This window comes from Hyphococcus sp., assembly GCF_965228385.1.
Taxonomy (GTDB): domain Bacteria; phylum Pseudomonadota; class Alphaproteobacteria; order Caulobacterales; family Parvularculaceae; genus Hyphococcus.
In genome coordinates this window covers 2724241-2744806 of the sequence record NZ_OZ245810.1, presented here as the reverse complement: position 1 = coordinate 2744806, position 20566 = coordinate 2724241, and the positions used below count along the sequence as shown (strand labels likewise).

General features: G+C 59.0%; 18 protein-coding genes and 1 riboswitch. Of the genes, 14 read left to right on the top strand and 4 right to left on the bottom strand.

Annotated elements, in window-relative coordinates; all coding sequences use genetic code 11:
- The first annotated feature begins 34 nt into the window (after window positions 1-34).
- Window positions 35-1405: a phosphoglucosamine mutase gene (gene glmM / locus ACQK2Q_RS12775; RefSeq protein ID WP_425410123.1), complete on the top strand. Its 1371-nt coding sequence runs from the start codon at window positions 35-37 to the stop codon at window positions 1403-1405.
- Window positions 1406-1465: 60 nt separating this feature from the next.
- On the opposite strand, the gene ACQK2Q_RS12770 is transcribed toward glmM, so the two are convergent.
- Window positions 1466-1978: a hypothetical protein gene (locus ACQK2Q_RS12770; RefSeq protein ID WP_425410122.1), complete on the bottom strand. Its 513-nt coding sequence runs from the start codon at window positions 1976-1978 to the stop codon at window positions 1466-1468.
- Between the two features lie 217 nt (window positions 1979-2195).
- Here ACQK2Q_RS12770 and ACQK2Q_RS12765 point away from each other — a divergent pair, with 217 nt between their 5' ends.
- The gene (locus tag ACQK2Q_RS12765) at window positions 2196-2672 is read left to right on the top strand and encodes a winged helix-turn-helix transcriptional regulator (RefSeq protein ID WP_425410121.1); all 477 of its coding nucleotides are present in this window, start codon (window positions 2196-2198) and stop codon (window positions 2670-2672) included.
- 15 nt (window positions 2673-2687) lie between these two features.
- On the opposite strand, the gene ACQK2Q_RS12760 is transcribed toward ACQK2Q_RS12765, so the two are convergent.
- Window positions 2688-2882, bottom strand: coding sequence for a hypothetical protein (locus tag ACQK2Q_RS12760; RefSeq protein ID WP_425410120.1), 195 nt, complete (start codon window positions 2880-2882; stop codon window positions 2688-2690).
- A 116-nt stretch (window positions 2883-2998) separates the two neighbouring features.
- Here ACQK2Q_RS12760 and thiD point away from each other — a divergent pair, with 116 nt between their 5' ends.
- Window positions 2999-3799, top strand: coding sequence for a bifunctional hydroxymethylpyrimidine kinase/phosphomethylpyrimidine kinase (gene thiD, locus ACQK2Q_RS12755; RefSeq protein WP_425410119.1), 801 nt, complete (start codon window positions 2999-3001; stop codon window positions 3797-3799).
- Between the two features lie 91 nt (window positions 3800-3890).
- The gene (locus ACQK2Q_RS12750) at window positions 3891-4778 is read left to right on the top strand and encodes a PhzF family phenazine biosynthesis protein (RefSeq protein ID WP_425410118.1); all 888 of its coding nucleotides are present in this window, start codon (window positions 3891-3893) and stop codon (window positions 4776-4778) included.
- On the opposite strand, the gene ACQK2Q_RS12745 is transcribed toward ACQK2Q_RS12750, so the two are convergent.
- Window positions 4771-5736 (bottom strand): DMT family transporter, encoded by a 966-nt coding sequence (locus ACQK2Q_RS12745; protein ID WP_425410117.1) that lies wholly within the window; start codon window positions 5734-5736, stop codon window positions 4771-4773. The genes ACQK2Q_RS12750 and ACQK2Q_RS12745 overlap by 8 nt on opposite strands.
- Window positions 5737-5891: 155 nt before the next feature.
- On the opposite strand from ACQK2Q_RS12745, the gene ACQK2Q_RS12740 reads away from it, so the two are divergent.
- Together ACQK2Q_RS12740 and serA are read left to right on the top strand one after the other, a co-directional pair.
- Window positions 5892-7049, top strand: a complete 1158-nt coding sequence (locus tag ACQK2Q_RS12740) for a phosphoserine transaminase (protein WP_425410116.1) — start codon at window positions 5892-5894, stop codon at window positions 7047-7049.
- A gap of 35 nt (window positions 7050-7084) precedes the next feature.
- Entirely contained in the window at window positions 7085-8665 is a 1581-nt protein-coding gene (gene serA, locus ACQK2Q_RS12735; protein WP_425410115.1) for a phosphoglycerate dehydrogenase, read from the top strand.
- Between the two features lie 7 nt (window positions 8666-8672).
- On the opposite strand, the gene ACQK2Q_RS12730 is transcribed toward serA, so the two are convergent.
- The gene (locus ACQK2Q_RS12730) at window positions 8673-11540 is read right to left on the bottom strand and encodes a M16 family metallopeptidase (RefSeq protein WP_425410114.1); all 2868 of its coding nucleotides are present in this window, start codon (window positions 11538-11540) and stop codon (window positions 8673-8675) included.
- Window positions 11541-11898: 358 nt separating this feature from the next.
- Between ACQK2Q_RS12730 and ACQK2Q_RS12725 the strand changes: the two genes are divergently transcribed.
- The 8 genes from ACQK2Q_RS12725 (at window position 11899) to thiC (ending at window position 20489) form a co-directional block, all read left to right on the top strand.
- Window positions 11899-13191, top strand: a complete 1293-nt coding sequence (locus ACQK2Q_RS12725; RefSeq protein WP_425410113.1) for an adenylosuccinate synthase — start codon at window positions 11899-11901, stop codon at window positions 13189-13191.
- A gap of 79 nt (window positions 13192-13270) precedes the next feature.
- Window positions 13271-13726, top strand: coding sequence for a thioredoxin (locus ACQK2Q_RS12720; RefSeq protein ID WP_425410112.1), 456 nt, complete (start codon window positions 13271-13273; stop codon window positions 13724-13726).
- A gap of 496 nt (window positions 13727-14222) precedes the next feature.
- The gene (locus ACQK2Q_RS12715) at window positions 14223-15074 is read left to right on the top strand and encodes a phosphodiester glycosidase family protein (protein WP_425410111.1); all 852 of its coding nucleotides are present in this window, start codon (window positions 14223-14225) and stop codon (window positions 15072-15074) included.
- 64 nt (window positions 15075-15138) lie between these two features.
- Complete coding sequence (locus ACQK2Q_RS12710) at window positions 15139-16509, top strand: amidohydrolase family protein (RefSeq protein WP_425410110.1); 1371 nt, start codon at window positions 15139-15141, stop codon at window positions 16507-16509.
- 246 nt (window positions 16510-16755) lie between these two features.
- Complete coding sequence (locus ACQK2Q_RS12705) at window positions 16756-17442, top strand: CPBP family intramembrane glutamic endopeptidase (RefSeq protein ID WP_425410109.1); 687 nt, start codon at window positions 16756-16758, stop codon at window positions 17440-17442.
- A gap of 42 nt (window positions 17443-17484) precedes the next feature.
- Window positions 17485-17607: riboswitch (TPP riboswitch) on the top strand.
- The gene (locus tag ACQK2Q_RS12700) at window positions 17603-18016 is read left to right on the top strand and encodes a DUF2065 domain-containing protein (RefSeq protein WP_425410108.1); all 414 of its coding nucleotides are present in this window, start codon (window positions 17603-17605) and stop codon (window positions 18014-18016) included. It overlaps the preceding riboswitch by 5 nt.
- A gap of 5 nt (window positions 18017-18021) precedes the next feature.
- Window positions 18022-18570 carry a hypothetical protein gene (locus ACQK2Q_RS12695; protein WP_425410107.1) on the top strand — a complete coding sequence of 183 codons (549 nt, stop codon included), beginning with the start codon at window positions 18022-18024 and terminating at the stop codon, window positions 18568-18570.
- Window positions 18567-20489 carry a phosphomethylpyrimidine synthase ThiC gene (gene thiC / locus ACQK2Q_RS12690; RefSeq protein WP_425410106.1) on the top strand — a complete coding sequence of 641 codons (1923 nt, stop codon included), beginning with the start codon at window positions 18567-18569 and terminating at the stop codon, window positions 20487-20489. Before ACQK2Q_RS12695 ends, thiC begins: the two co-directional genes overlap by 4 nt.
- The last annotated feature ends 77 nt before the right edge of the window (window positions 20490-20566 follow it).

The following is a 20566-nucleotide window of genomic DNA, read 5'->3' as shown; positions in this document are numbered from 1 at the left end:
GTTGAACGCCGCTTTTGTTAAGGAGTACCGGCCCATGCGGGGCGACGATCAGATGACGGGAAAAAGAGAAATTTTCGGCACCGATGGCGTGCGCGGTCTTGCGAACGCCGGCGCCATGACGCCGGAGAGCATGTTGCGTCTCGGCATGGCGGTCGGAAAGGTTTTCAAAAACGGGGCGCACCGTCATCGCGTCGTCATCGGCAAGGATACGCGGCTTTCCGGTTACATGATCGAACCGGCGCTGACGGCCGGCTTTGCTTCCTCCGGCATGGATGTTTTCCTGCTCGGTCCGCTGCCGACCCCGGCGATGGCGATGCTGACCCGATCCCTGCGCGCCGATCTGGGCGTTATGATCTCCGCGTCTCACAATCCCTTCCATGACAATGGCGTCAAATTTTTCGGGCCCGACGGTTTCAAGCTGTCGGATGAAACCGAATTGGAAATCGAGCGGTTGATGAAGCTGGACGCGCCGGCGGGGCGCGCCGCGTCGGCTGATCTTGGCCGCGTCAAGCGCATCGACGACGCCGGCGCGCGCTATATCGAATTTGCAAAAGCCGCTTTCCCGCGGCGCAGGTCGCTCGACGGCGTGCGGATTGTCATCGATTGCGCCAACGGCGCAGGCTACAAGGTTGCGCCGACTGTGCTGTGGGAGCTGGGCGCCGAGGTCAAAGCGATTGGCGTTGACCCGAACGGTTTCAACATCAACCAGAATGTCGGCTCAACATCGCCCAAGAAGCTGCGCGAAGCCGTGATGGAATATCGCGCCGACATCGGCGTCGCCCTCGACGGCGACGCGGACCGCGTCATCATTTGCGATGAAACGGGCGAGATTGTCGACGGCGATCAAATTCTTGCGCTGATCGCGCGCGCCTGGAAAAAAAGCGGCGCCTTGAAGGGCGGCGGCATTGTCTCAACAGTCATGGCGAATATGGGACTTGAGGCATTTCTCAACAGTCATGATTTAACGCTGCAGCGCACGAAAGTCGGCGACCGCTATGTGGTCGAGGAGATGCGCGCCAAGGGCATTAATATCGGGGGCGAGCCATCGGGACATGTGGTGTTGTCCGACTATTGCACCACCGGCGACGGTCTGGTGACGGCGCTTCAGGTCTTGTCCGTTGTCGCCGCCGAGGGCCGCAAAGTCAGCGATGTCTGCCGGAATTTCGAACCCTTCCCGCAAGTCCTGAAAAATGTCCGCTATGCCGGGGGCGATCCGCTTGCGCATGCCGATGTCGTTGCGGCGATCAAGGCCGGCGAGGATAAACTTGGCCAGAAAGGACGTCTCGTCATACGCAAATCCGGCACCGAGCCTTTGATCCGCGTCATGGGCGAAGGCGAAAACGAAGCCGCAGTCATCTCCGTCGTGGATGACATCGCGTCCGCGGTCGACAAAGCATCAAAATAAAAAAGCCCGCCGGCAAGAAACGCATGCCGGCGGGCGTTCACGCAACGAAACTGGGCGTTGCTAGGCGATGATACGCACCTGCGCCCTGCGTGAACAATTGCGATGGGCGACTCGGTTCATCCGCCGTTTCGATACATAGCGCGCCTGCGGCCCCCGTGCGTCAACGGTGCACAAAAGACGCGGACCGCGACGCGTGCGATAGACTTCCTCCACGAGAACAATCCGGGCGCGGTAACGCGTGTTGAAAGTTTCGCGTTTTACGATGCGTCCGCGATCGTCGCGGTAGCCGTTTCTGCGGCCGCGATATTGACGGTAGCTGCGGCGATCATAATCGTAGCGATCGTATCTGTCGTCATATCTGTCGCCGAGAGAGATTGAGAAACTCACGCCGGAATCGCGGTAGGCGCCGCCGCGATAATACTGATCCGCAGGATAATAATTATAATAATCCGCGGTGTGGCTGCGGTGATCGTGATCATGGCTGCAATAGGCCGGTTTGGCCATTGCAGCGCTGGCGCCAAAAGCCGCAAATCCGAGGGCGGCGGCGGCGATGGTTTTCAAAAATAATTTCATTTGGCTCTCCGTGCTTGCCCCAGCTGGATTTCCATGAGCGGCAATATGATCGGAGAATGCGGCGAGAATGGCGCGGATTTCCGCCTAAAAGTCGTCACATTGGACTGTCGCGGACAACTATTCGTGAGTTTTGCGCGACCGGCGTTTCTGCGTTTTGCCGGCGGCGGTGTCGGCGGGAGATTGCATGCGCAAGGCAAATCACCCTAGTGATTCGGGTATGGCATATGCGGACGGCGATAATCTGGAATCAGCGGCCGAGAGCGTGCTGCCGCTTGAAAAATGCGGCCTCGCGGCGGCGGTTGATCTTGTCGGCGACCGGTGGACGCTGCTTATTATTCGCGCGGCCCTTTACGGCGTAACTCGTTTTGACGATATGCAGGCCAATCTGGGCCTGCCGCGCACGGTTCTCTCCAACCGTCTGAAAAAACTCGTCGAAAGCGATCTCTTACGCAAGCGCCCCTACAAGGAAGACGGCCAGCGCACCCGCCAGCTTTATGTGCTGACCAGCAAAGGCATGGATCTGGCCCTGCCGCTCATCGCGCTGATGCAGTGGGGCGAGAAACACGTTCTGGACGCGCCGGGAACAACGGCGCTTGTGGAGCGGGGCGCGGGCGCGCCCCTGCACGCAGGGCTGATCAGCGAGGACGGCCGGCCGGTGGATTTGCGCTGCGCGCAGTTCAGGCTGGCCTCGTAGCGCCGCCGTCTTTATTCATCGCCTATTGTTTCCGCCTCCTGACGCAGCGACAAAGGCGGCGATGAGAATCAGAAAAACGCCGAACCCGAATATCAGCCACGATGCGCCCACATCGACGCCCATATTGAAAGCCGCTTCTGGAAACAATTGAACGCCAAGCGCGATCAGGCAGCAGAAGAGCCCGATCCATATAAGATTATTCGTCGCCATTGTGATATCTCTCTCCCGCGCCCCGGCCGTTTTTTTGAATAGAGGCCGCATAGACATTGATTTCGGCGGTTTTCGGGAAAGACTGCGGCGATAGAAAGCTGAGTTGAGGCAAGAGTATGAAAGGACGTGTACTCATCATTGCCGGTTCCGACCCCTCAGGCGGCGCCGGCATTCAGGCGGACATTAAAACCGTCACCGCGCTTGGCGGCTATGCGGCGACGGCGATCACCGCGATTACCGTTCAGAACACGCACGGCGTCAGCGCCGTTCATTCCGTTCCGCCGGATGTTATCGGCGCTCAGATCGAAGCCGTGATGAGCGATATCGGCGCCGACGCCATCAAGATCGGGATGATTGGAGATACGCACGCAGCGCGCGTTATCGAATCCACACTCAAGAAATATGCACAGACGCCGGTCGTGCTGGATCCGGTGCTGGTTGCGACCAGCGGCGACGCGCTTGCGAAAGACGGCGTTGCCGCTTTTATCCGCGACCGCCTGATGATGCTTGCGGCGCTTGTCACGCCAAACATAAATGAGGCTGCATCGCTGACGGGCATGGCGGTGACGGAGCGCAAAGACATGATTGATGCGGGGCGGCGTCTCGTTGATACGGGCGCCGGCGCGGCGCTGGTCAAGGGCGGGCATCTATCCGGTCAAACGCTGGAAGATGTGCTTGTGACAAAAACCGACGTTCATACGTTTGCGAATGAACGGATTGAAGCAACGTCCACCCACGGCACCGGCTGCACGCTGGCCTCGGCGGCGGCGACGGGTTTGGCGCAGGGGGTGGCGATGAAAGACGCTGTTGCGCGCGCGATCGCGTACGTTCATGAGGCGATCCGGACCGCGCCCGGCTATGGCGGCGGTCACGGGCCGCTAAACCATGCATGGCCGATTGACCAGAAAGACGGCTGATAGCTTTGCTGGAGAAGCGGCCAGAAAATTTCGGTTGCCGCAGCGTATTTGTACGCCAACATGTCAGGAAACCATCTGAATGGAGGCCGCCATGCGCGCCTATGATTTCGTCACCTATGACGTATTCACGAACCGCCGTTTCGCCGGCAATCAGCTTGCGGTCCTCTTGGATGCGAAAGGCCTTTCCGGCGAGGCGATGCAGGCGATCACGCGCGAGTTCAACCTCGCTGAATCGTCTTTCGTCCTGCCGCCTGAAAATCCGGAAAATACCGCACGCGTCAGGATATTCACGCCCGGTTATGAAATGCCCTTCGCCGGTCATCCCACGGTGGGAACCGCGATCGCCATTGCAAAAGCGCGCGGGCTTGAGGGTGAATTAAGACTTGAGCTTAACGCCGGCATATTCCCTGTGCGCGCTATGCTTTCCGGCCATGGCGGCGCGGCGGAATTTCAAAACCCGAACCTTCCGCGCGAAACCGGCGCAGCGCCTGCGGCGGCGCAACTTGAAAACGCTTTGTCGCTGCCGCCGGGCAGCATCGATACCGGCGCGCTCAAACCGCGCCGCGTGGGCGCCGGTGTTGACTTTGTGTACGCCCGGACGTCGCTGGAACATGTTCGCGCCGCAAAGGTGAACAGCGCCGCATGGGAGTTACTCGGCATAGACGAGGTCGTCGGCGTTTATCTTTATACGGAGGGCGGCGAGGCGGCGGATGCGTCGTATCATGTGCGCATGTTCGCGCCGGGCGCCGGGATCATGGAAGACCCTGCGACGGGCAGCGCGGCGGCGGCGCTGCCCGGTCATATCTGGCTCAGTGGGAAACTGGCGGACGGCCCGCACGACTGGGTGATCGAGCAGGGTTTTGAGATGGGCCGCCCGAGCCGCATCAATGTGAACATTGACGTCAGAAACAACGCGGTTAGCGCCGTGCGAATCGGGGGCGAGGCGGTAGCCGTGCAAGAGGGCCGGATCCTTATTTAACGCCCGGCGTCATGCGCGAGGCAGGCGGCCGGTTCAGCCGCACTTTCTGGCTGACGCCGACGCCGGACAGGATCAGCGCCAGAGCGACGAACACGCTTGCCTCAAGGCGCTCGCCGAAAAGGGCCGCGCCCATGGCGACAGCCCAGAGCGGCGTCACATAATTGCTGAGCGCCATGAACCCGGCCCCGGCGCGACGGATCAAAATGATAATAAGAATGCCGTTGAGGCCGGTCGGGAAAAGCCCAAGCCCGATAACGCTCGCAATGCCGGCGGCGCTCCAGTTTTCGGGTTGAGCGTCAATGAGGAATATGGCGGGCGTGATCATGACAGCGGAAACAATCATCATGCCGGATGCAAATACGCGCGGCCGGATTGGCGGCGCACGGCGCGCCAGAACGGCTGACGCCGCATAAAGAAAAGTCGCGAACAATAACGCCCCTTGCGCTTTCACGTCGCTTGAAAGGGCGCCCTGCACCGCGTCCGGGCCCATCAGCAGGACAACGCCTGCGAAACCGAGCGCGAAACCGGTCATTTTGCGCGTGTTCAGCGTTTCGCCGGCAAAGACATAGGCAAGAACAATCGTCCAGATCGGCATGAACGCCATATAAACGCCGGCGAGCCCGCTCTCCACAAATTGCTGCGCCCATGGAAACAGAAAAAACGGCAGCAGGTTGCCGGTGGCGCCGACGGCGATCATCCATTTCCAGCTTTGTCTGATGTGCAGTTTCCGGTTAGTGCGTATAAAGAACGGCGGCAGACGCCGTCCGGCGGCGCGCATCAGGATGTAAAGCAAGAGCGCGCCAACCCAAATTCTGCCCACAGCGATCGCCAGCGGCGGCATGGTTTCAACCGCGGTCCGGATCATGGAAAAAGAAGACCCGCCAATCGCAACAATCAGCGCAAAGAGCATCCAGTCGAAAAGTTTTGCATCTGCAGGAAGGTTAACGGGCGCACGCATGACGCTGCGCTATCGGGCGCCGTCGCCCTGTGCAAGCCATATTAACCTTGTGCAGTGCAATATTTTTCTTGACGCGAAGTCTTTCTTCGCGCAATGCTGTGCGTGGGCCACGCCTCCCCAACGGGGCGCGAGCCATCTGGAAGGATGGAGTAAACATGACTGAACCAACGCCTGCGGTGCGCCCAGCGCGACCGCATTTTTCATCCGGCCCATGCGCCAAGCGCCCCGGCTGGTCTCCCGAAAATCTCAACACAACGCCGCTTGGCCGTTCACATCGCTCGAAACTCGGCAAGTCGCGTCTCGGTGAAGCGATCGACCGGACGCGCGCCATCCTGGCCGTGCCGGACGATTATCGCATCGGGATCGTGCCTGCGTCGGACACGGGCGCCGTTGAAATGGCCATGTGGTCAATGCTCGGCGCGCGCCCCGTCGATATGCTCGCCTGGGAAAGTTTCGGTCAGGGCTGGGTGACGGACGCCGTCAAACAGCTCGGCCTCGACGCGCGCGTTTTGGATGCGCCCTATGGCGAGATTGCCGACTTAAGCGCTGTTGATCCGTCCCATGATGTTGTTTTCACCTGGAACGGCACGACCTCGGGCGTGCGCGTGCCCGACGCCAACTGGATCAGCGGACAGCGCGAGGGCCTCACAATCTGCGACGCCACCTCGGCGATTTTCGCGCAAACCCTCGATTGGCCGAAGCTCGATGTCGTCACCTATTCCTGGCAGAAGGTGCTGGGCGGCGAGGGCGCCCATGGCGTTTTGATCCTCAGCCCTCGCGCTGTCGAACGTCTCGAATCCTATACGCCGCCGCGCCCGCTGCCGAAACTGTTCCGACTGACGAAGGGCGGCAAGCTGATCGACGGCATATTCGAGGGCGCGACCATCAATACGCCGTCCATGCTTTGCGTTGAAGACTATATCGACGCCCTGAAATGGGCGTCGGGGCTTGGCGGACTTGCCGCGCTGCATGCGCGCGCCGACCGGAACGCCGCCGCGCTGGCGGCATGGGTGGAGCAAACGCCGTGGATCGATTTCCTCTGCGGCGACCCTGCGCTGCGCTCAAATACGTCCGTGTGTCTTAAGATCACCGACGCAGACATCGCCGCGCGCGATGAGACGGACCAGCGGGCGTTCGTCAAATCCATGGAAAAGCTTCTCGAAGCGGAGGAAGCCGCCTTCGATATCGGCGGCTATCGCGACGCGCCGCCGGGGCTTCGCATCTGGTGCGGCGCGACGATAGACGCGTCCGACATCGAAGCGCTCGGGCCCTGGCTCGACTGGGCGTTCGCAAAAGCCAAAGCCGCTCTCTAATCAATCATCAGTATTCAACATTTCGGGGAAGACCCATGCCTAAAGTTCTCGTTTCAGACGCGTTAAGCGAAACCGCCGTCAATATTTTCAAAGAGCGCGGCGTCGATGTCGATTACGAACCCGCACTTGGCAAAGACAAGGAAAAACTCGCCGCCGTCATCGGCGACTATGACGGCCTTGCGGTGCGTTCAGCCACCAAGGCGACGGCGCCGATCATCCAGGCGGCGAAAAAACTGAAGGTGATCGGCCGCGCCGGCATCGGTGTCGACAATATCGATATCCCGGCGGCGACGGCGGCGGGGGTTGTCGTGATGAATACGCCTTACGGCAACGCCATAACGACGGCGGAGCACGCCATCGCCATGATATTTTCGCTTGTCAGAAAAATTCCGCAGGCGAACCAGTCAACCCATGCCGGAAAATGGGAAAAATCAGCCTTCATGGGCGCCGAAGTTTTCGGCAAGACGCTCGGCGTCATCGGCTGCGGCAATATTGGCGCAATCGTCGCCAACCGGGCCATCGGATTGAAAATGCGCGTCATCGCGTTCGATCCGTTTTTGACGGAAGAACGCGCGGTCGAGCTCGGCGTCGAAAAAACCGAACTCGAACAGTTGCTGGCGCGCGCCGATATCGTCACCTTGCATACGCCGCTGACGGATCAGACGCGCAATATTCTGAGCCGTGAAAATCTCGGGAAATTGAAAAAAGGCGCCTATGTCGTCAATTGCGCCCGGGGCGGCCTTGTAGACGAAGCCGCGCTGAAAGATGCGCTTGACGACGATCATCTCGCCGGCGCCGCGCTCGATGTTTACGAAACGGAGCCCGCGAATGAGCATCCGTTGTTCGGGCACGCCAAGGTGGTGGCGACGCCGCATCTCGGCGCCTCGACCCGCGAGGCGCAGGAAAATGTCGCTATACAGATCGCCGAACAGATGGCGGATTATCTGACCCGCGGCGCGGTTTCCAATTCGCTGAACTCGCCCTCGGTAACGGCGGAAGAAGCGCCGCGGCTCAAACCGTTTGTCGCGCTGGCGGAAAAGCTGGGGCTGTTCGCCGGGCAACTCACGCAAACGGGCCTGAAAAAAATCGAGATCACCTATGAAGGCGAGGTTGCGGCGCTCAACACCAAACCGCTGACGGCGGCGGCGGTGGCCGGCGTCCTGAAACCCATGCTGCAGGACGTGAATGTCGTCAACGCCCCTGTCATCGCGAAAGACCGCGGCGTTTCGGTTGCGGAAACATATCGCGACGACGCCGACAGCTATGACAGTCTTATCCGGCTGCGGATTGTTACGGAAATGCACGAACGCACTGTTTCGGGCACGATATTCGGCGCCTCGCCCCGCATCGTTGAAATCAAGGGCGTCGAGATGGAAGCCGGCTTTGCGCCGCACATGCTTTATACGACCAACGAAGACAAGCCGGGCTTTATCGGCGCGCTGGGGCAAACGCTTGGCGAAGCCGGCGTCAATATCGCGACCTTCAATCTCGGGCGCTCGGGGCCGGGCGAGGGGGCTATCGCGCTGATCGCCGTAGATGATCCAATTACGGATGAAACGCTCGAGAAAGTCCGCGCGCTGCCGCATGTGATCCAGGCGACGGCGCTGGCGTTTTAGAGGCCGGCTACTCTTCCGCTTCAAGCATGACGGGTTCGCCGAAACCGAGCGCCGTCAGCCGCGAGACTTGCGTTTGCGCGTCGCCCACAACGACGTAGTGCATCGCGTCCGGCCGGATATAGCTTTGCGCCAGTTCCTTGATGCGTGCGACAGTCATGTCCTCGACGATGCGATCCTGCTCCTTCACATAGTCGTAGGGCAGGCCGTAATCGGCGATAGCGCCGAGGACGTTCAATTTCGCGCCAAGCGTTTCAAATGCGCGCGCCTTGCTTTTCAGAAGGAAGCTTTGCGTTACGTCCAGATCCTCTTCCGTATAAGTGGCCCCGTAATTTTCAAGAATTTCTTTGACGAGCGCGGCGGCTTCATAGGTTACGTTAGAGCGCACGCCGCTGGAAATCTGGAAATCGCCGAAGCGGTCGGAACCGGAAAACCCGGAGCCAATTCCGTATGTATAGCCTTTGCCTTCGCGCAATTCCTGCGTCAGGCGCGATGCGAAACCCCCGCCGCCCAGCCGGTAATTCATGACGACGGCGGGATAGAAATCGTCATCGGTGCGTTTCAGCGCCGGGTAGCCGAACTGCAGGATTGATTGTTTTGCGCCGGGCACGTCGTAAAAATAGATCGTGCTTTCCTGCGGCGCCGCCGGCTCTGAAACCTCCGGATAGATCACGTCTTTTGTCGCCCAGTCATTTTCCAGCCGCGCCAGCGCAGTAACCACATCGTCTTGCGACACGGCGCCGACGACGCGAAACGTCGCCGCATTCGGGGCAAGATTTGCGTTATAATAGTTTTTCAGATCGTCCATGGTCATCGCGGCGACGCTTTCGCGTGTGCCGCGAACGGGCGTTGCGAAAATGTGCCCCTCGCCGAAGGTGACTTTCGCATAGGCGCGCGCCGCGATCGCATTCGGGTTAGCGCTTGACGATTGAATGGCGTTGGCGATGCGCGCTTTGGCGAGGTCGAATTCCTCCGCGTCCCAGCGCGGCTCCAGCAGTATTTCCGCCAGCAAGTCCATGGTTTCCCCGAAGTTGCGCGCAAGCGTCTGGCCGGAAATCACGAAACGTTCGCCCCCGGCGCCGACGCCGATTGTTGCGCCAAGCGCGGCGATCGCTTCTTCCAGTTCGGCCGTCGTGCGGTTCGCCGTTCCCTTATCCATGATTTCCGCGAGCAGGTTCGCGGCGCCGGGCTGGCGCGGATCGTCCAGCAGATGCCCGCCGTTGAATGAGAGTTCGAACTGGACCAGCGGCAATTCACGGTCTTCAACGCCATACACATTCAGTTCATTGGCGAGAACCGTTTCCCAGATATCGGGAATGTCCACTACGGGCTTGGCGCCGTAATCGGGCTCTTGCGTTCTGTCGAAACTAGATGGCGTCCGGTCATATTCTGCGGCGACGCTGGCGTCGAACGCCTCTTCGGCGCCCTGCACAATCTCTTCCTCGACGACTTCGGCGCGCACAGAACCTTCAAGCGCCAGTTCAGGCGCGCCATCGGGGACAAAGCTTGTCGCCACGAACGGTTTGTCTTTGATATATTGCTCATAAACGCGCATCACGTCCTCGGCCGTAACGGCGCGGATGTTTTCAATGTCCTGATTGATATAGCCCGGATCGCCGGCGAAAATTTCATACTGGGCGAGGTTGAACGCCTTGCCCAGCACGCTTTGAATACCGTTATAGAACGAGACCTCCTGCGCGGTTTTCACACGGTTAAGGTCTTTGGCTTCAATGCCTTCGCTTTCAAAACGCGCGAACCCCTGGTCGAGGGCGGCTTTCACATCATCAAGGTCAACCCCGTCAAAGCCGCGCACCTGCAGCATGCTTTCGCCGGCGAGCTCTGAATTATAGCCGAACGCCGATACGTTTGACGTGAGCTTCGCCTCGTCGATCAGGACTTCGTTCAGCGGCGCGCGTTTTCCGTCCGTGAGGAGATCGTGCAGCACCTCCAGCGCGTAAATGTCAGGGTGATATTGCGGTACGGTCGGCCATGCGATCGTCAATTCCGGCAGTTGCGCGAAATTATCTTCGTGGAACAGCAAAGTCGTTTCGTCGAGCGAGACGGGCTGTTTTTCCAGCGGTTCAATTTCGGGGCCGCGCGGGATTTCCTCGAAATATTTTCGCACCCAGGCGCGCGCTTCGGCTGTATTGAAATCGCCCGCGACGACCAGCGTGACATTGTTCGGCGTGTACCAGTTCCGGTAGAACTCCTTGACGTCTGCGAGCGTTGCGGCGTCTAGGTCGTCCAGCGAGCCGATGACCTGCCAGTTATAAGGATGGTCTTCCGGATAGAGCGCCTTGCCGATCACGTAAAACGTATGGCCGTAGGGCTGATTGTCGACGCTCTGGCGTTTTTCATTTTTCACGACCTGTTTTTCCTTGGCGAGAACAGGATCGGTGACAGTGTTGATGAAGTAACCGATCTTGTCGGCTTCGGCCCAGATCATTTTTTCCAGCGAATCGTTGGGCACCGTCTGGAAATAATTTGTGCGGTCGCGGCTGGTCGACCCGTTTGCGCCGGACCCGCCGATGCGCGCGGACATGGCGTCGAGCCCGCCCTTGCCGAGATTTTCCGATTCCAGAAACAAGAGATGTTCGAACAGGTGTGCAAAGCCGGTGCGGCCTTCCTTTTCCCGCGCCGAGCCGACATGCGCCGTCAGCGCCACGGCGACGACCGGATCGGACCGGTCCACATGGAAGATAACTTGCAGGCCATTATCGAGTGTGAACTCCTCGAATGTCACAAGCTGTTCGACCGAAGCGCCGGCGGATGCGCGCGCGCCGTCCTGCCCGCCATCCAGATTGTCAGGTCTTTCGGCGCGCTCGCCGCACGCCGCAATCATCGCTGCAAGAAGCGCGGTGGTGATCAGTCGAATCATTGTCAATTTCCGTTTGCTTGTTTCAGTGGAGGCCTGCCCGGCCGCGGACCCTATAGCCCCTTCTTGCGTCAGCCTAATACATTTTATCCGGCCTCATCCCTGCCGTGTTTGCGTTTTCAGGGGTTTGCGCACAAACGCCTGACGCCGCGCGCGCCGTTTTCGCGATGAAGGAAAATCTCTTCATAAAATCTCGCCCCTTCCCAAATCCGGCAGATTAGACCGGGCGGTTTATACCAGACTCAATCGGCGAAGCGACAAAACGAGCCTCAAAGGCGGCGGATCGAGCCCCCGCATTGACCGGTTGACGGAAGCGCCTATGGTGCGCCGCGTCAATTCCGGAAAACAGCTTGGAGGCTTTATGGCGGACGTCGCGGTTGTCGGCGGACAATGGGGCGATGAAGGCAAGGGCAAGATTGTCGACTGGCTGTCTGCGCGCGCCGATGTGGTCGTTCGCTTTCAGGGCGGCCACAATGCCGGCCACACGCTGGTGATCGACGGCGCTGTCTATAAACTTTCATTGCTTCCGTCGGGCGTCGTGCGAAAAGGCTGCGTCGGCGTTATCGGCTCCGGCGTCGTCGTCGATCCTTTTGCGCTGTTGTCGGAAATCGAACGCATCGAAAAACAGGGCGTTTCCGTCACGCCGGAAAATCTCCTCATCGCGGAAAATGCGACGCTGATCCTGCCCGTCCATCAGGAGCTTGACGCCCTGCGCGAAGGCGCAGCCACCGGCGTAAAAATCGGCACGACGAAACGCGGCATCGGGCCCGCCTATGAAGACAAGGCGGGCCGGCGGGGCCTTCGCGTCATTGATCTCGCCGATTCCTCTACGCTGAAGGCAAAAATTGAAAACCTTCTAACGCACCATAACGCCTTGCGCCGGGGCTTCGGCGTCGATGATTTTGATGCGGATGAATTATACAGAACGCTGTGCGACGTGGCGTCGAGGATTACGCCTTTTGCGCATCCTGTCTGGCGCGTGCTGGATAAGGCGCACAGGGACGGAAAGCGCATCCTGTTTGAGGGCGCGCAGGGCATTTTGCTTGATGTCGATCACGGCACGTACCCTTATGTGACATCCTCGAACACGGTTGCGGGACAGGCGGCGACGGGTTCGGGTCTTGGTCCCCGCGCCGTCAATTATGTGCTCGGCATTGTGAAGGCCTATACGACCCGCGTGGGCGAAGGCCCGTTTCCGACCGAACTGCATGACGAAATCGGCCAAAGGCTCGGCGAGCGCGGCCATGAATTCGGCGTCGTTACAGGGCGCAAACGCCGCTGCGGCTGGTTCGATGCCTGCCTTGTGCGCCAGTCGATGAAAATCTCTGGCGTTGACGGCATCGCGCTGACAAAGCTCGATGTGCTCGATGGTTTCGATGAACTTAAAGTCTGCGTCGGCTACAATATTAACGGTGAGCGCTATGATTACCTGCCCGCCGGCGCGCACATCCAGGCGGCGGCTGAACCGGTTTACGAAACCATGGAAGGCTGGAGCGGTTCAAGCGAGCGCGCGCGTTCATGGGCGGATTTGCCGGCGGAAGCCGTCAAATATGTGCGGCGCATTGAAGAACTGATTGAAACGCCCGTGGCGCTGGTGTCGACCAGCCCTGAGCGCGACGATGTCATTTTGATGCGCGACCCGTTTCAGGATTAGGCTCGCGCAGATTTGAAAGATGCGTGTTTGGCCCGCACGTCTTTTGCCGGGTAGAATAACTGATAAGCGGAGGCCCCACATGCGTTTTAAAACCATCATCTTTCCGGCGATTATTGTTTTCGGCGTCGGCGTTTTCGCGCTGACCGGCCGCACGGCCGCGACGGATGCGGACTATGTCTATGACGGCGAGCCGGAGATTATCGCGGCGACATTCGAATCGGCGTGGTGCTCGGCCTGTAAAATTTTGAAGCCGCGCCTCGCCGGCGTAATTCCTGAATTCGCCGACAAGCCGGTGAAGTTCGTTTCGCTGGATTTCACGTTCGGTCAGCGCGATGATGTCAAACGCCAGGCGGAAGCCGAAGGGCTTGGCGATATTTTTCCGCAATTCGAGGGCGCCACCGGGTTTACGCTGCTTGTCGATCGCGAGACTGGCGAAATTATAGACAGCCTGACGGTCAGCCACGAAAAGCCGGCCATGCGCGCTGCCATCGCGCAGGCCCTCGCCATTGCAGAACGGGGCTCCGCCGCACCCTAGCGTTTTCGAATTCCGGCGACATCAATCTGTATACAAATATATATGGGCTGGATGTTCTCGCCGTGTGCCGGGCGCGTTTTTTACGCTCCGGCGAAGCGCGAATTCCAACACCGAATTAACTTGCGGCCGCTGACTTTTTGAGTCACGATCATCAATGCTTCGAGGGGCGTCCCGCCTGTCGGCTTTGTCCGACCACTCGCGCGATACGCATCGCTTGGCGCATGCAATATGTAATATCATAACGCACCGCCGGAATTGATGCGCGTCATACTGACAAGGTTAGAGCGAGTTTGGGCGCATGGGACTGAGACGGACCCTTTCACACCTGATCCGGGTCATGCCGGCGCAGGGACGAAGCATTGCAAGCGGGTGTTTAACGCCCGTTTACAGCCGGTTTCCTCATCGCCGGATCCAGAAGTTATAGCTGCGGTGAGGGAAACGGCGAACGATCAGGTTGCGTTTGGAAACTCGTAACAATCGTTATACGCATAAGCGTATGCGATATTGTCTGTTCTGTTTTGTCATTGTCTTCATGGCCGGGTGCGTTTCCCGGGCCGAGCCGCCTGCGCTATCGGAAGCGTCATCGTTTTCGGAAGCGTCATCCGGGGCCAGCGCTGCGCAAGGACAGCAAGCGCTTGCGGCGGCGCAGAATGCGGGCGGCGACGGCGTACGCGGGTGCCGCGCCGTCAATCATCAGCAGATAGATTATATTGTCTGCCGGTTCGATCCGGCGCGGAACGATATCCGTTTGTTTTTGAACAATAAGGACGGCGCGCCCTATGGCCACTTCAACCGGGTGAACGAAGCGCTGGCGGATAAGGGTGAAATGCTCGCCTTCGCCATGAACGCCGGCATGTACCACGAAGATCGAAGGCCGGTCGGGCTTTATATTGAAAATGGTGAAATTGAAACGCCGGCCAACCATAATGACGGGCCCGGCAATTTTCATATGAAACCGAACGGCGTATTTTTCGTTACAGGTCCGCGCGCCGATGTCGAAGACATGCAGACATTCGCACGCATAAAACAGCCCGTTGATTACGCCACGCAGTCAGGCCCCATGCTTGTGATTGACGGCGCCATCCACCCGCGATTTCTGCCGGACTCCAATTCCCTCAAGCGGCGCAACGGCGTCGGCGTGACGCAAACAGGCGAAGTCATTTTTGTGCTCGCCGACACCCCGGTCAGGTTTTACGATTTTGCGATATTTTTCCGCGATGAATTGAAAACGCCGGACGCGCTTTATCTTGATGGCAGCATTTCACGTCTTTATGCGCCGGAACTCGGACGCAACGATCCCGGTCTTGCCATGGGGCCGATTGTCGGCGTGGTGACGGAGGCTGACTGAGCAAGTGCTTTCGTTATCGCTTCGTCTTGTATAACCTTGAAAGTCTGTAACAGGAAGGGGCCACATGTTCCGGTTCATAATAACGCTTTGTGTCTTGGCGATCGCCGCGCCGGCTTACGCGCAGGATAAAATCGCACTCGTTGGCGGCAGGCTGATTGACGGATTTGGCCACGCGCCAATTGCAGACAGCGTCATTCTCATCGACGGCGATACGATTAGCGAGGTGGGCACGGTCGATACGCTGAGCGTGCCTGACGGATACGAGATTATTTCCACGGAAGGACGCGACGTGCTGCCCGGCCTGTGGGAAAGTCACGCGCATCTGATGTTAACGGGGCATGCGGATTATCCGCACTGGCAGGCGGCTTATCTGGACCGGCTGGCGGACGAAATCATGCCGGCGACGGCGAGCCACCTGTTGCTGGCGGGCGTAACCTCCGCCCGCGATCTCGGCGCGCCGCTTGAGCCGTCGAAATCCGTCAAGGAGCGCATCGATGCAGGCGAAATTCCGGGCCCGCGGCTTTTCATGTCCGGCCCGTTCCTGCAGGCGGAAATCGAAGACTGGCAGACCGCCTATCGCTGGCCCGTAAAGTCTGCATCCGATGCGCGCGCCCGCGTGCGCCAGCTCGACGCCGCCGGCATGGACATCGTCAAGCTGATCGACCAGGACAAGCTTCCGCGCAATATCGCCGAGGCGATTGTGGATGAAGCCCATGCGCGCGGCATGAAAGTTGTCGCGCACGCGCACCGGCCCGATGAAATTCGCGTCGGTCTTGAAATCGGCGTCGATAATTTCGAGCACACAGGCCTGACGACGGCGCCGGAATACCCGCCCGATGTCATCGCGGCGCTGAAAGAAAGAACGGCGACGGGCCGCGTCGCCGGTGGTCCGCTTTTCTGGACGCCGACGGTCGAGGGCTTGTGGAATTTCGACCGCACGGTCGCCAATCCCGAAAAACTTGACAGCGACTGCTGGGAACGCGGTCTCAAACCCGACACCATCGCCGATGTGCGCGCGTCCATCGAAGAACCCGGTCAGCTCGGCTATACGCGCCTGACGCCCCTGCGCAAGCCGACGCTGAAACGCAAAATCGCGCAGCTTCGCGAGGCGGGCGTCGTTTTTCTGGTCGGTACGGACAGCGGCATCCCCATGAAGTTTCATTGCCAGTCCACCTGGAACGAAATGGATGTACTGGTGCGCGTCATGGGCCTGCCGGTGATGGACGTCATCCGCTCCGCTGTTTACTGGCCGGCGGTGATGATGGGCGTTGAAGACGAACTGGGCACCGTTTCCGCCGGCAAAAAAGCGGACATCATCGCGGTGAAGGGCGATGTCCTGGAATATGTCAGTCTTCTCCAGAACGTCGATTTCGTGATGAAGGGCGGCGTCGTTTACAAGCGGAACGGTCAGCCGGTGGAAGAGAATTTTCGGTGAGCCGGTTGCTTGAGTAAGCCTGAGGGGTCGTTACAAGCGCGGGCGATAAACCCGGCGTTTACGTTCTAAGCTACGGGGGCGCGCGTAACGGAACGCGGCGCGCGCCGCCTGCCTGAAAGTTCGGCCGGTATTCTTGAAGCGCCCGGCGATGCGGCGCGCAAGCAGCAGTCAGGTTTGACATGTTGCGTTCGAAGCGAATGCCCGGCACATTCGGATCTATAGGTTGGTTGATCCGGGGGCCTTACCGTGAAAATCAGCTTTTTGCGCGCCGCTGCCGAGATCGTCGCCGTTCTGACGATTTCCATAATGGCGCTCATCTATGCAGCGGCGGCATGGGGGCCGTATGCTTCGGCCTTTGGCATGCTCGCCGGCGTGGCGGCGGCGATCGTTTTTATCCGCTTGCGCGGCGAGCGTCTGTCCGATTTTGGTTTTCGCGCCGCGCCGATACTGAAATCGTTTCTCGCCATCGCCGCAATTCTTGCTGTTGCCGTCGCTCTGTTCGTCTATATCGAACCGTCGCTGGAACGAATAACTGGGCCGGTCGATCTTTCTTTCTTTGCACCGCTTGAAGGCAATGCGCCGCTTTATACGCTGATGCTTCTTGTGTCATGGATCGGCGCGGGGTTCGGCGAGGAGGTTGTCTGGCGAGGCTTCGTCATGACGCGCATGGCGCAAGCTTTTTCAGGGTCGGCTGCGGGATGGGGCGCGGCGATTTTTTTGCAGGCGATTTTGTTCACCTTTCTTCACGCCTATCAGGACCTGACCGGCATGATCGAGGTTTTTGTGATCGGCATTGCGTTGGGTGCGGCGTATCTGTTTGTCCGGCGCAGCCTGTGGCCGCTGATCGTCGCGCACGGCCTGATCGATACGTTTGTCATGACCGATTTTTATTTCGGCATGAAATATACGGAGGCGCTGCGGGCCCTGTTTTAGGGTTCTCCTTGAAGCGCCGCTGTATATTTGTTAGAAATCATCCACCATTCCGAGGGGCGCCGGCGGACCGGCTGAGATTGCGTACCCCCTTCTGTTTCAGAAGCCGCGCAAGCACCCTTTGAACCTGATCGGTTTCACCGCGTAGGGACGGAGGCTAAAAATGATCACCACATCGACTGTTTTAACGTTATCGCTGGCGAAAGTGTTCGGCGTTTACATGATCGCCGGCGGGCTGTCGGGCGTATTGCTCGGGCCTGAACGCTGGCGGCGCATTCTCGACGAATTTCGCAATAACGCCGCCATCACCTATATCTCCGGCGTATTTGTCTTCGCGCTCGGCGCGGCTGTCATCATGGCGCACAATATCTGGACGGACCCGCTGGCGATTTTTATCTCGCTGTTCGGCTGGGTTGCGGCGGTCGAAGGCGTCATCCTCATCGCGTATCCGGACCCCTTGCTGAAATGGTCCGCGAGTTTGCTGCGCCCCGGCGGCGTGAAGATCTGGGCGATCGCCGTCATCGTCATCGGCGCCGTTTTGCTGGCCCTGGGCCTGACAGGCCGCGCGGGTCTTTGAACGCTATGACGGCTGAGGATGACTTGAAGGATGTATTGCTGCCTGACGAAAAGGTTTTGTGGTCAGGGCGGCCGAAATGGGACTATGCGGAGCGACCGAAAACGGGCTGGCGCGCCAAGTCGGGCGTCATCAAATTTGCTGTTATTATTTTTCTCATAATTAGCGTTTTGATAGCCTTCGGCATGCTTTTTGACCCGGAAGGTTTTGCAAGCGGCATCCTTGGCGTGTTGATATTGGTATCAGCCATTTCGTTTGTGGTCGCGCTCGTCAATATTTTCGACAATCATGACCCGATGCATATTAGGCACGATCATCTCTACGCGATTACAAACAACCGCATCATAATTCATGACCGAAGCAAGCTGACAACGCGCAGTATTATGGGGCCAGTGCTTTACGCAGTTTCAACCGTGAAAAACGGATCGACAAACGATATAAATATCAATTTCGCCAATAAAGAACAGGATTTTGCGACGTTTTATGCTCTGTCGGATTGCGCCGCGCCTGAAAAGTTACTTATCGAAAAATTCTCCCGAAGAAAGGCAGATCCATGAACAAGCACATCCCCCAGTCCGAATTCAGAACGCCGGAAGTCACGACCGGATCGCTGCCCGCCTCGCGCAAGGTTTACGTCGCAGGCGATCAGTACCCGGATTTGAAGGTGCCGGTGCGCGAGATCGACCTGCACCCGTCCGCGAACGAGGCCCCCGTGCCGGTCTATGACACGTCAGGGCCGTACACCGACCCGGATGTCGCCGTCGATGTTGAAAAGGGCCTGCCGCGCACGCGCACGGCGTGGATCAAGGAACGCGCGGCCCAGCACGGAAACAATGTCGAGGAATATGACGGCCGCGAGATCAAACCCGAAGATAATGGCGGCGCGAAGGGTAAGCACCTCGCCCGCGCATTCCCGATTAAAAATCGCCCCTTGCGCGGAACCGGAACCGGCCCCGTCACGCAATATGAATTCGCCAAGGCCGGAATCATCACCCGCGAAATGGAATTCGTCGCCATCCGCGAAAATCTCGGCCGCAAGAAAATGCTGGAGGGTGCGGAAGAACGCGTCAAACAGGGCGAGAGCTTCGGCGCTGAGATCCCGCCCTTCATCACGCCTGAGTTCGTGCGCGATGAAATCGCGCGCGGGCGCGCCATCATACCGTCCAACATCAATCATCCGGAGATCGAACCGCAGATCATCGGACGCAATTTCCTGGTGAAGATCAACGCTAATATCGGCAACTCCGCCGTTGCGTCGTCGGTGGAGGAAGAAGTCGACAAGATGGTCTGGGCGACGCGCTGGGGCGCGGACAATGTCATGGACCTTTCAACGGGCCGCAACATTCACAACACCCGCGAATGGATCATCCGCAACTCGCCCGTTCCCATCGGCACGGTGCCGATCTATCAGGCGCTGGAAAAGGTGAACGGTGTCGCGGAGGATTTAACGTGGGAGGTCTATCGCGACACGCTGATCGAGCAGGCCGAGCAGGGCGTTGACTATTTCACTATCCACGCCGGGGTGCGGCTGCCTTACATTCACTTAACGGCGGACCGGGTGACGGGCATTGTCTCGCGCGGCGGCTCGATCATGGCGAAATGGTGCCTCGCCCATCACCGCGAAAGCTTTCTCTATACGAACTTTGAAGAGATCTGCGACATCATGCGGACCTATGACGTCTCGTTCTCGCTGGGCGACGGGTTGCGCCCCGGTTCCATCGCCGACGCAAACGACCGCGCGCAATTCGCGGAGCTGGAAACGCTTGGCGAGCTGACGCAGATCGCGTGGGCCAAGGGCTGCCAGGTGATGATCGAGGGACCGGGCCACGTCCCCATGCACAAGATCAAGGTGAACATGGACAAGCAGCTGAAAGAGTGCGGCGAAGCGCCGTTCTATACGCTGGGTCCGCTCACCACCGACATCGCGCCCGGTTACGACCACATCACGTCCGGCATCGGCGCGGCGATGATCGGCTGGTTCGGCACGGCGATGCTCTGCTATGTGACGCCCAAGGAGCATTTGGGCCTGCCCGACCGGGACGACGTCAAGGTTGGCGTCATCACTTATAAACTCGCGGCGCATGCGGCGGATCTCGCCAAGGGCCACCCGGCGGCGCAGGTGAGGGACGATGCTTTAAGCCGCGCGCGCTTCGAATTCCGGTGGGAGGATCAGTTTAATTTGAGCCTCGACCCCGCAACGGCGCGCGACTTCCATGACCAGACTTTGCCGAAAGAAGCGCACAAGGTCGCGCATTTCTGTTCCATGTGCGGGCCGAAATTTTGCTCCATGAAGATCACGGCCGAGGTGCGCGATTACGCCGCCGGCATGAGCGATAATGAGAAAAAAGCGCTGGAAGACATGACCGAGGAAGAACGCCGCAAGGGCATGGCGAAGATGAGCGCAAAATATGAGGAAATGGGCAAAGAGCTTTACCTGGAAGAAGCAGCGGTGAAGAAGGCGAATGAGGGGTTGTGAAACTAGCGGCCTTAAGATTTGTCAGGTTAGCTCAATGATGTTTCGTCAAATAAATTGCAGTGATGTATTTTCTCCTG

Coding starts and splice junctions, on each gene's coding strand:
- ACQK2Q_RS12770 (WP_425410122.1), bottom strand. CDS start 1,978: ATGAAATTATTTTTGAAAACCATCGCCGCCGCCGCCCTCGGATTTGCG.
- ACQK2Q_RS12760 (WP_425410120.1), bottom strand. CDS start 2,882: ATGGCGACGAATAATCTTATATGGATCGGGCTCTTCTGCTGCCTGATC.
- ACQK2Q_RS12750 (WP_425410118.1), top strand. CDS start 3,891: ATGCGCGCCTATGATTTCGTCACCTATGACGTATTCACGAACCGCCGT.
- ACQK2Q_RS12710 (WP_425410110.1), top strand. CDS start 15,139: ATGTTCCGGTTCATAATAACGCTTTGTGTCTTGGCGATCGCCGCGCCG.
- ACQK2Q_RS12725 (WP_425410113.1), top strand. CDS start 11,899: ATGGCGGACGTCGCGGTTGTCGGCGGACAATGGGGCGATGAAGGCAAG.
- ACQK2Q_RS12730 (WP_425410114.1), bottom strand. CDS start 11,540: ATGATTCGACTGATCACCACCGCGCTTCTTGCAGCGATGATTGCGGCG.
- glmM (WP_425410123.1), top strand. CDS start 35: ATGCGGGGCGACGATCAGATGACGGGAAAAAGAGAAATTTTCGGCACC.
- ACQK2Q_RS12715 (WP_425410111.1), top strand. CDS start 14,223: ATGCGATATTGTCTGTTCTGTTTTGTCATTGTCTTCATGGCCGGGTGC.
- ACQK2Q_RS12720 (WP_425410112.1), top strand. CDS start 13,271: ATGCGTTTTAAAACCATCATCTTTCCGGCGATTATTGTTTTCGGCGTC.
- ACQK2Q_RS12700 (WP_425410108.1), top strand. CDS start 17,603: ATGATCACCACATCGACTGTTTTAACGTTATCGCTGGCGAAAGTGTTC.
- ACQK2Q_RS12740 (WP_425410116.1), top strand. CDS start 5,892: ATGACTGAACCAACGCCTGCGGTGCGCCCAGCGCGACCGCATTTTTCA.
- thiD (WP_425410119.1), top strand. CDS start 2,999: ATGAAAGGACGTGTACTCATCATTGCCGGTTCCGACCCCTCAGGCGGC.
- ACQK2Q_RS12695 (WP_425410107.1), top strand. CDS start 18,022: ATGACGGCTGAGGATGACTTGAAGGATGTATTGCTGCCTGACGAAAAG.
- ACQK2Q_RS12745 (WP_425410117.1), bottom strand. CDS start 5,736: ATGCGTGCGCCCGTTAACCTTCCTGCAGATGCAAAACTTTTCGACTGG.
- thiC (WP_425410106.1), top strand. CDS start 18,567: ATGAACAAGCACATCCCCCAGTCCGAATTCAGAACGCCGGAAGTCACG.
- ACQK2Q_RS12765 (WP_425410121.1), top strand. CDS start 2,196: ATGGCATATGCGGACGGCGATAATCTGGAATCAGCGGCCGAGAGCGTG.
- serA (WP_425410115.1), top strand. CDS start 7,085: ATGCCTAAAGTTCTCGTTTCAGACGCGTTAAGCGAAACCGCCGTCAAT.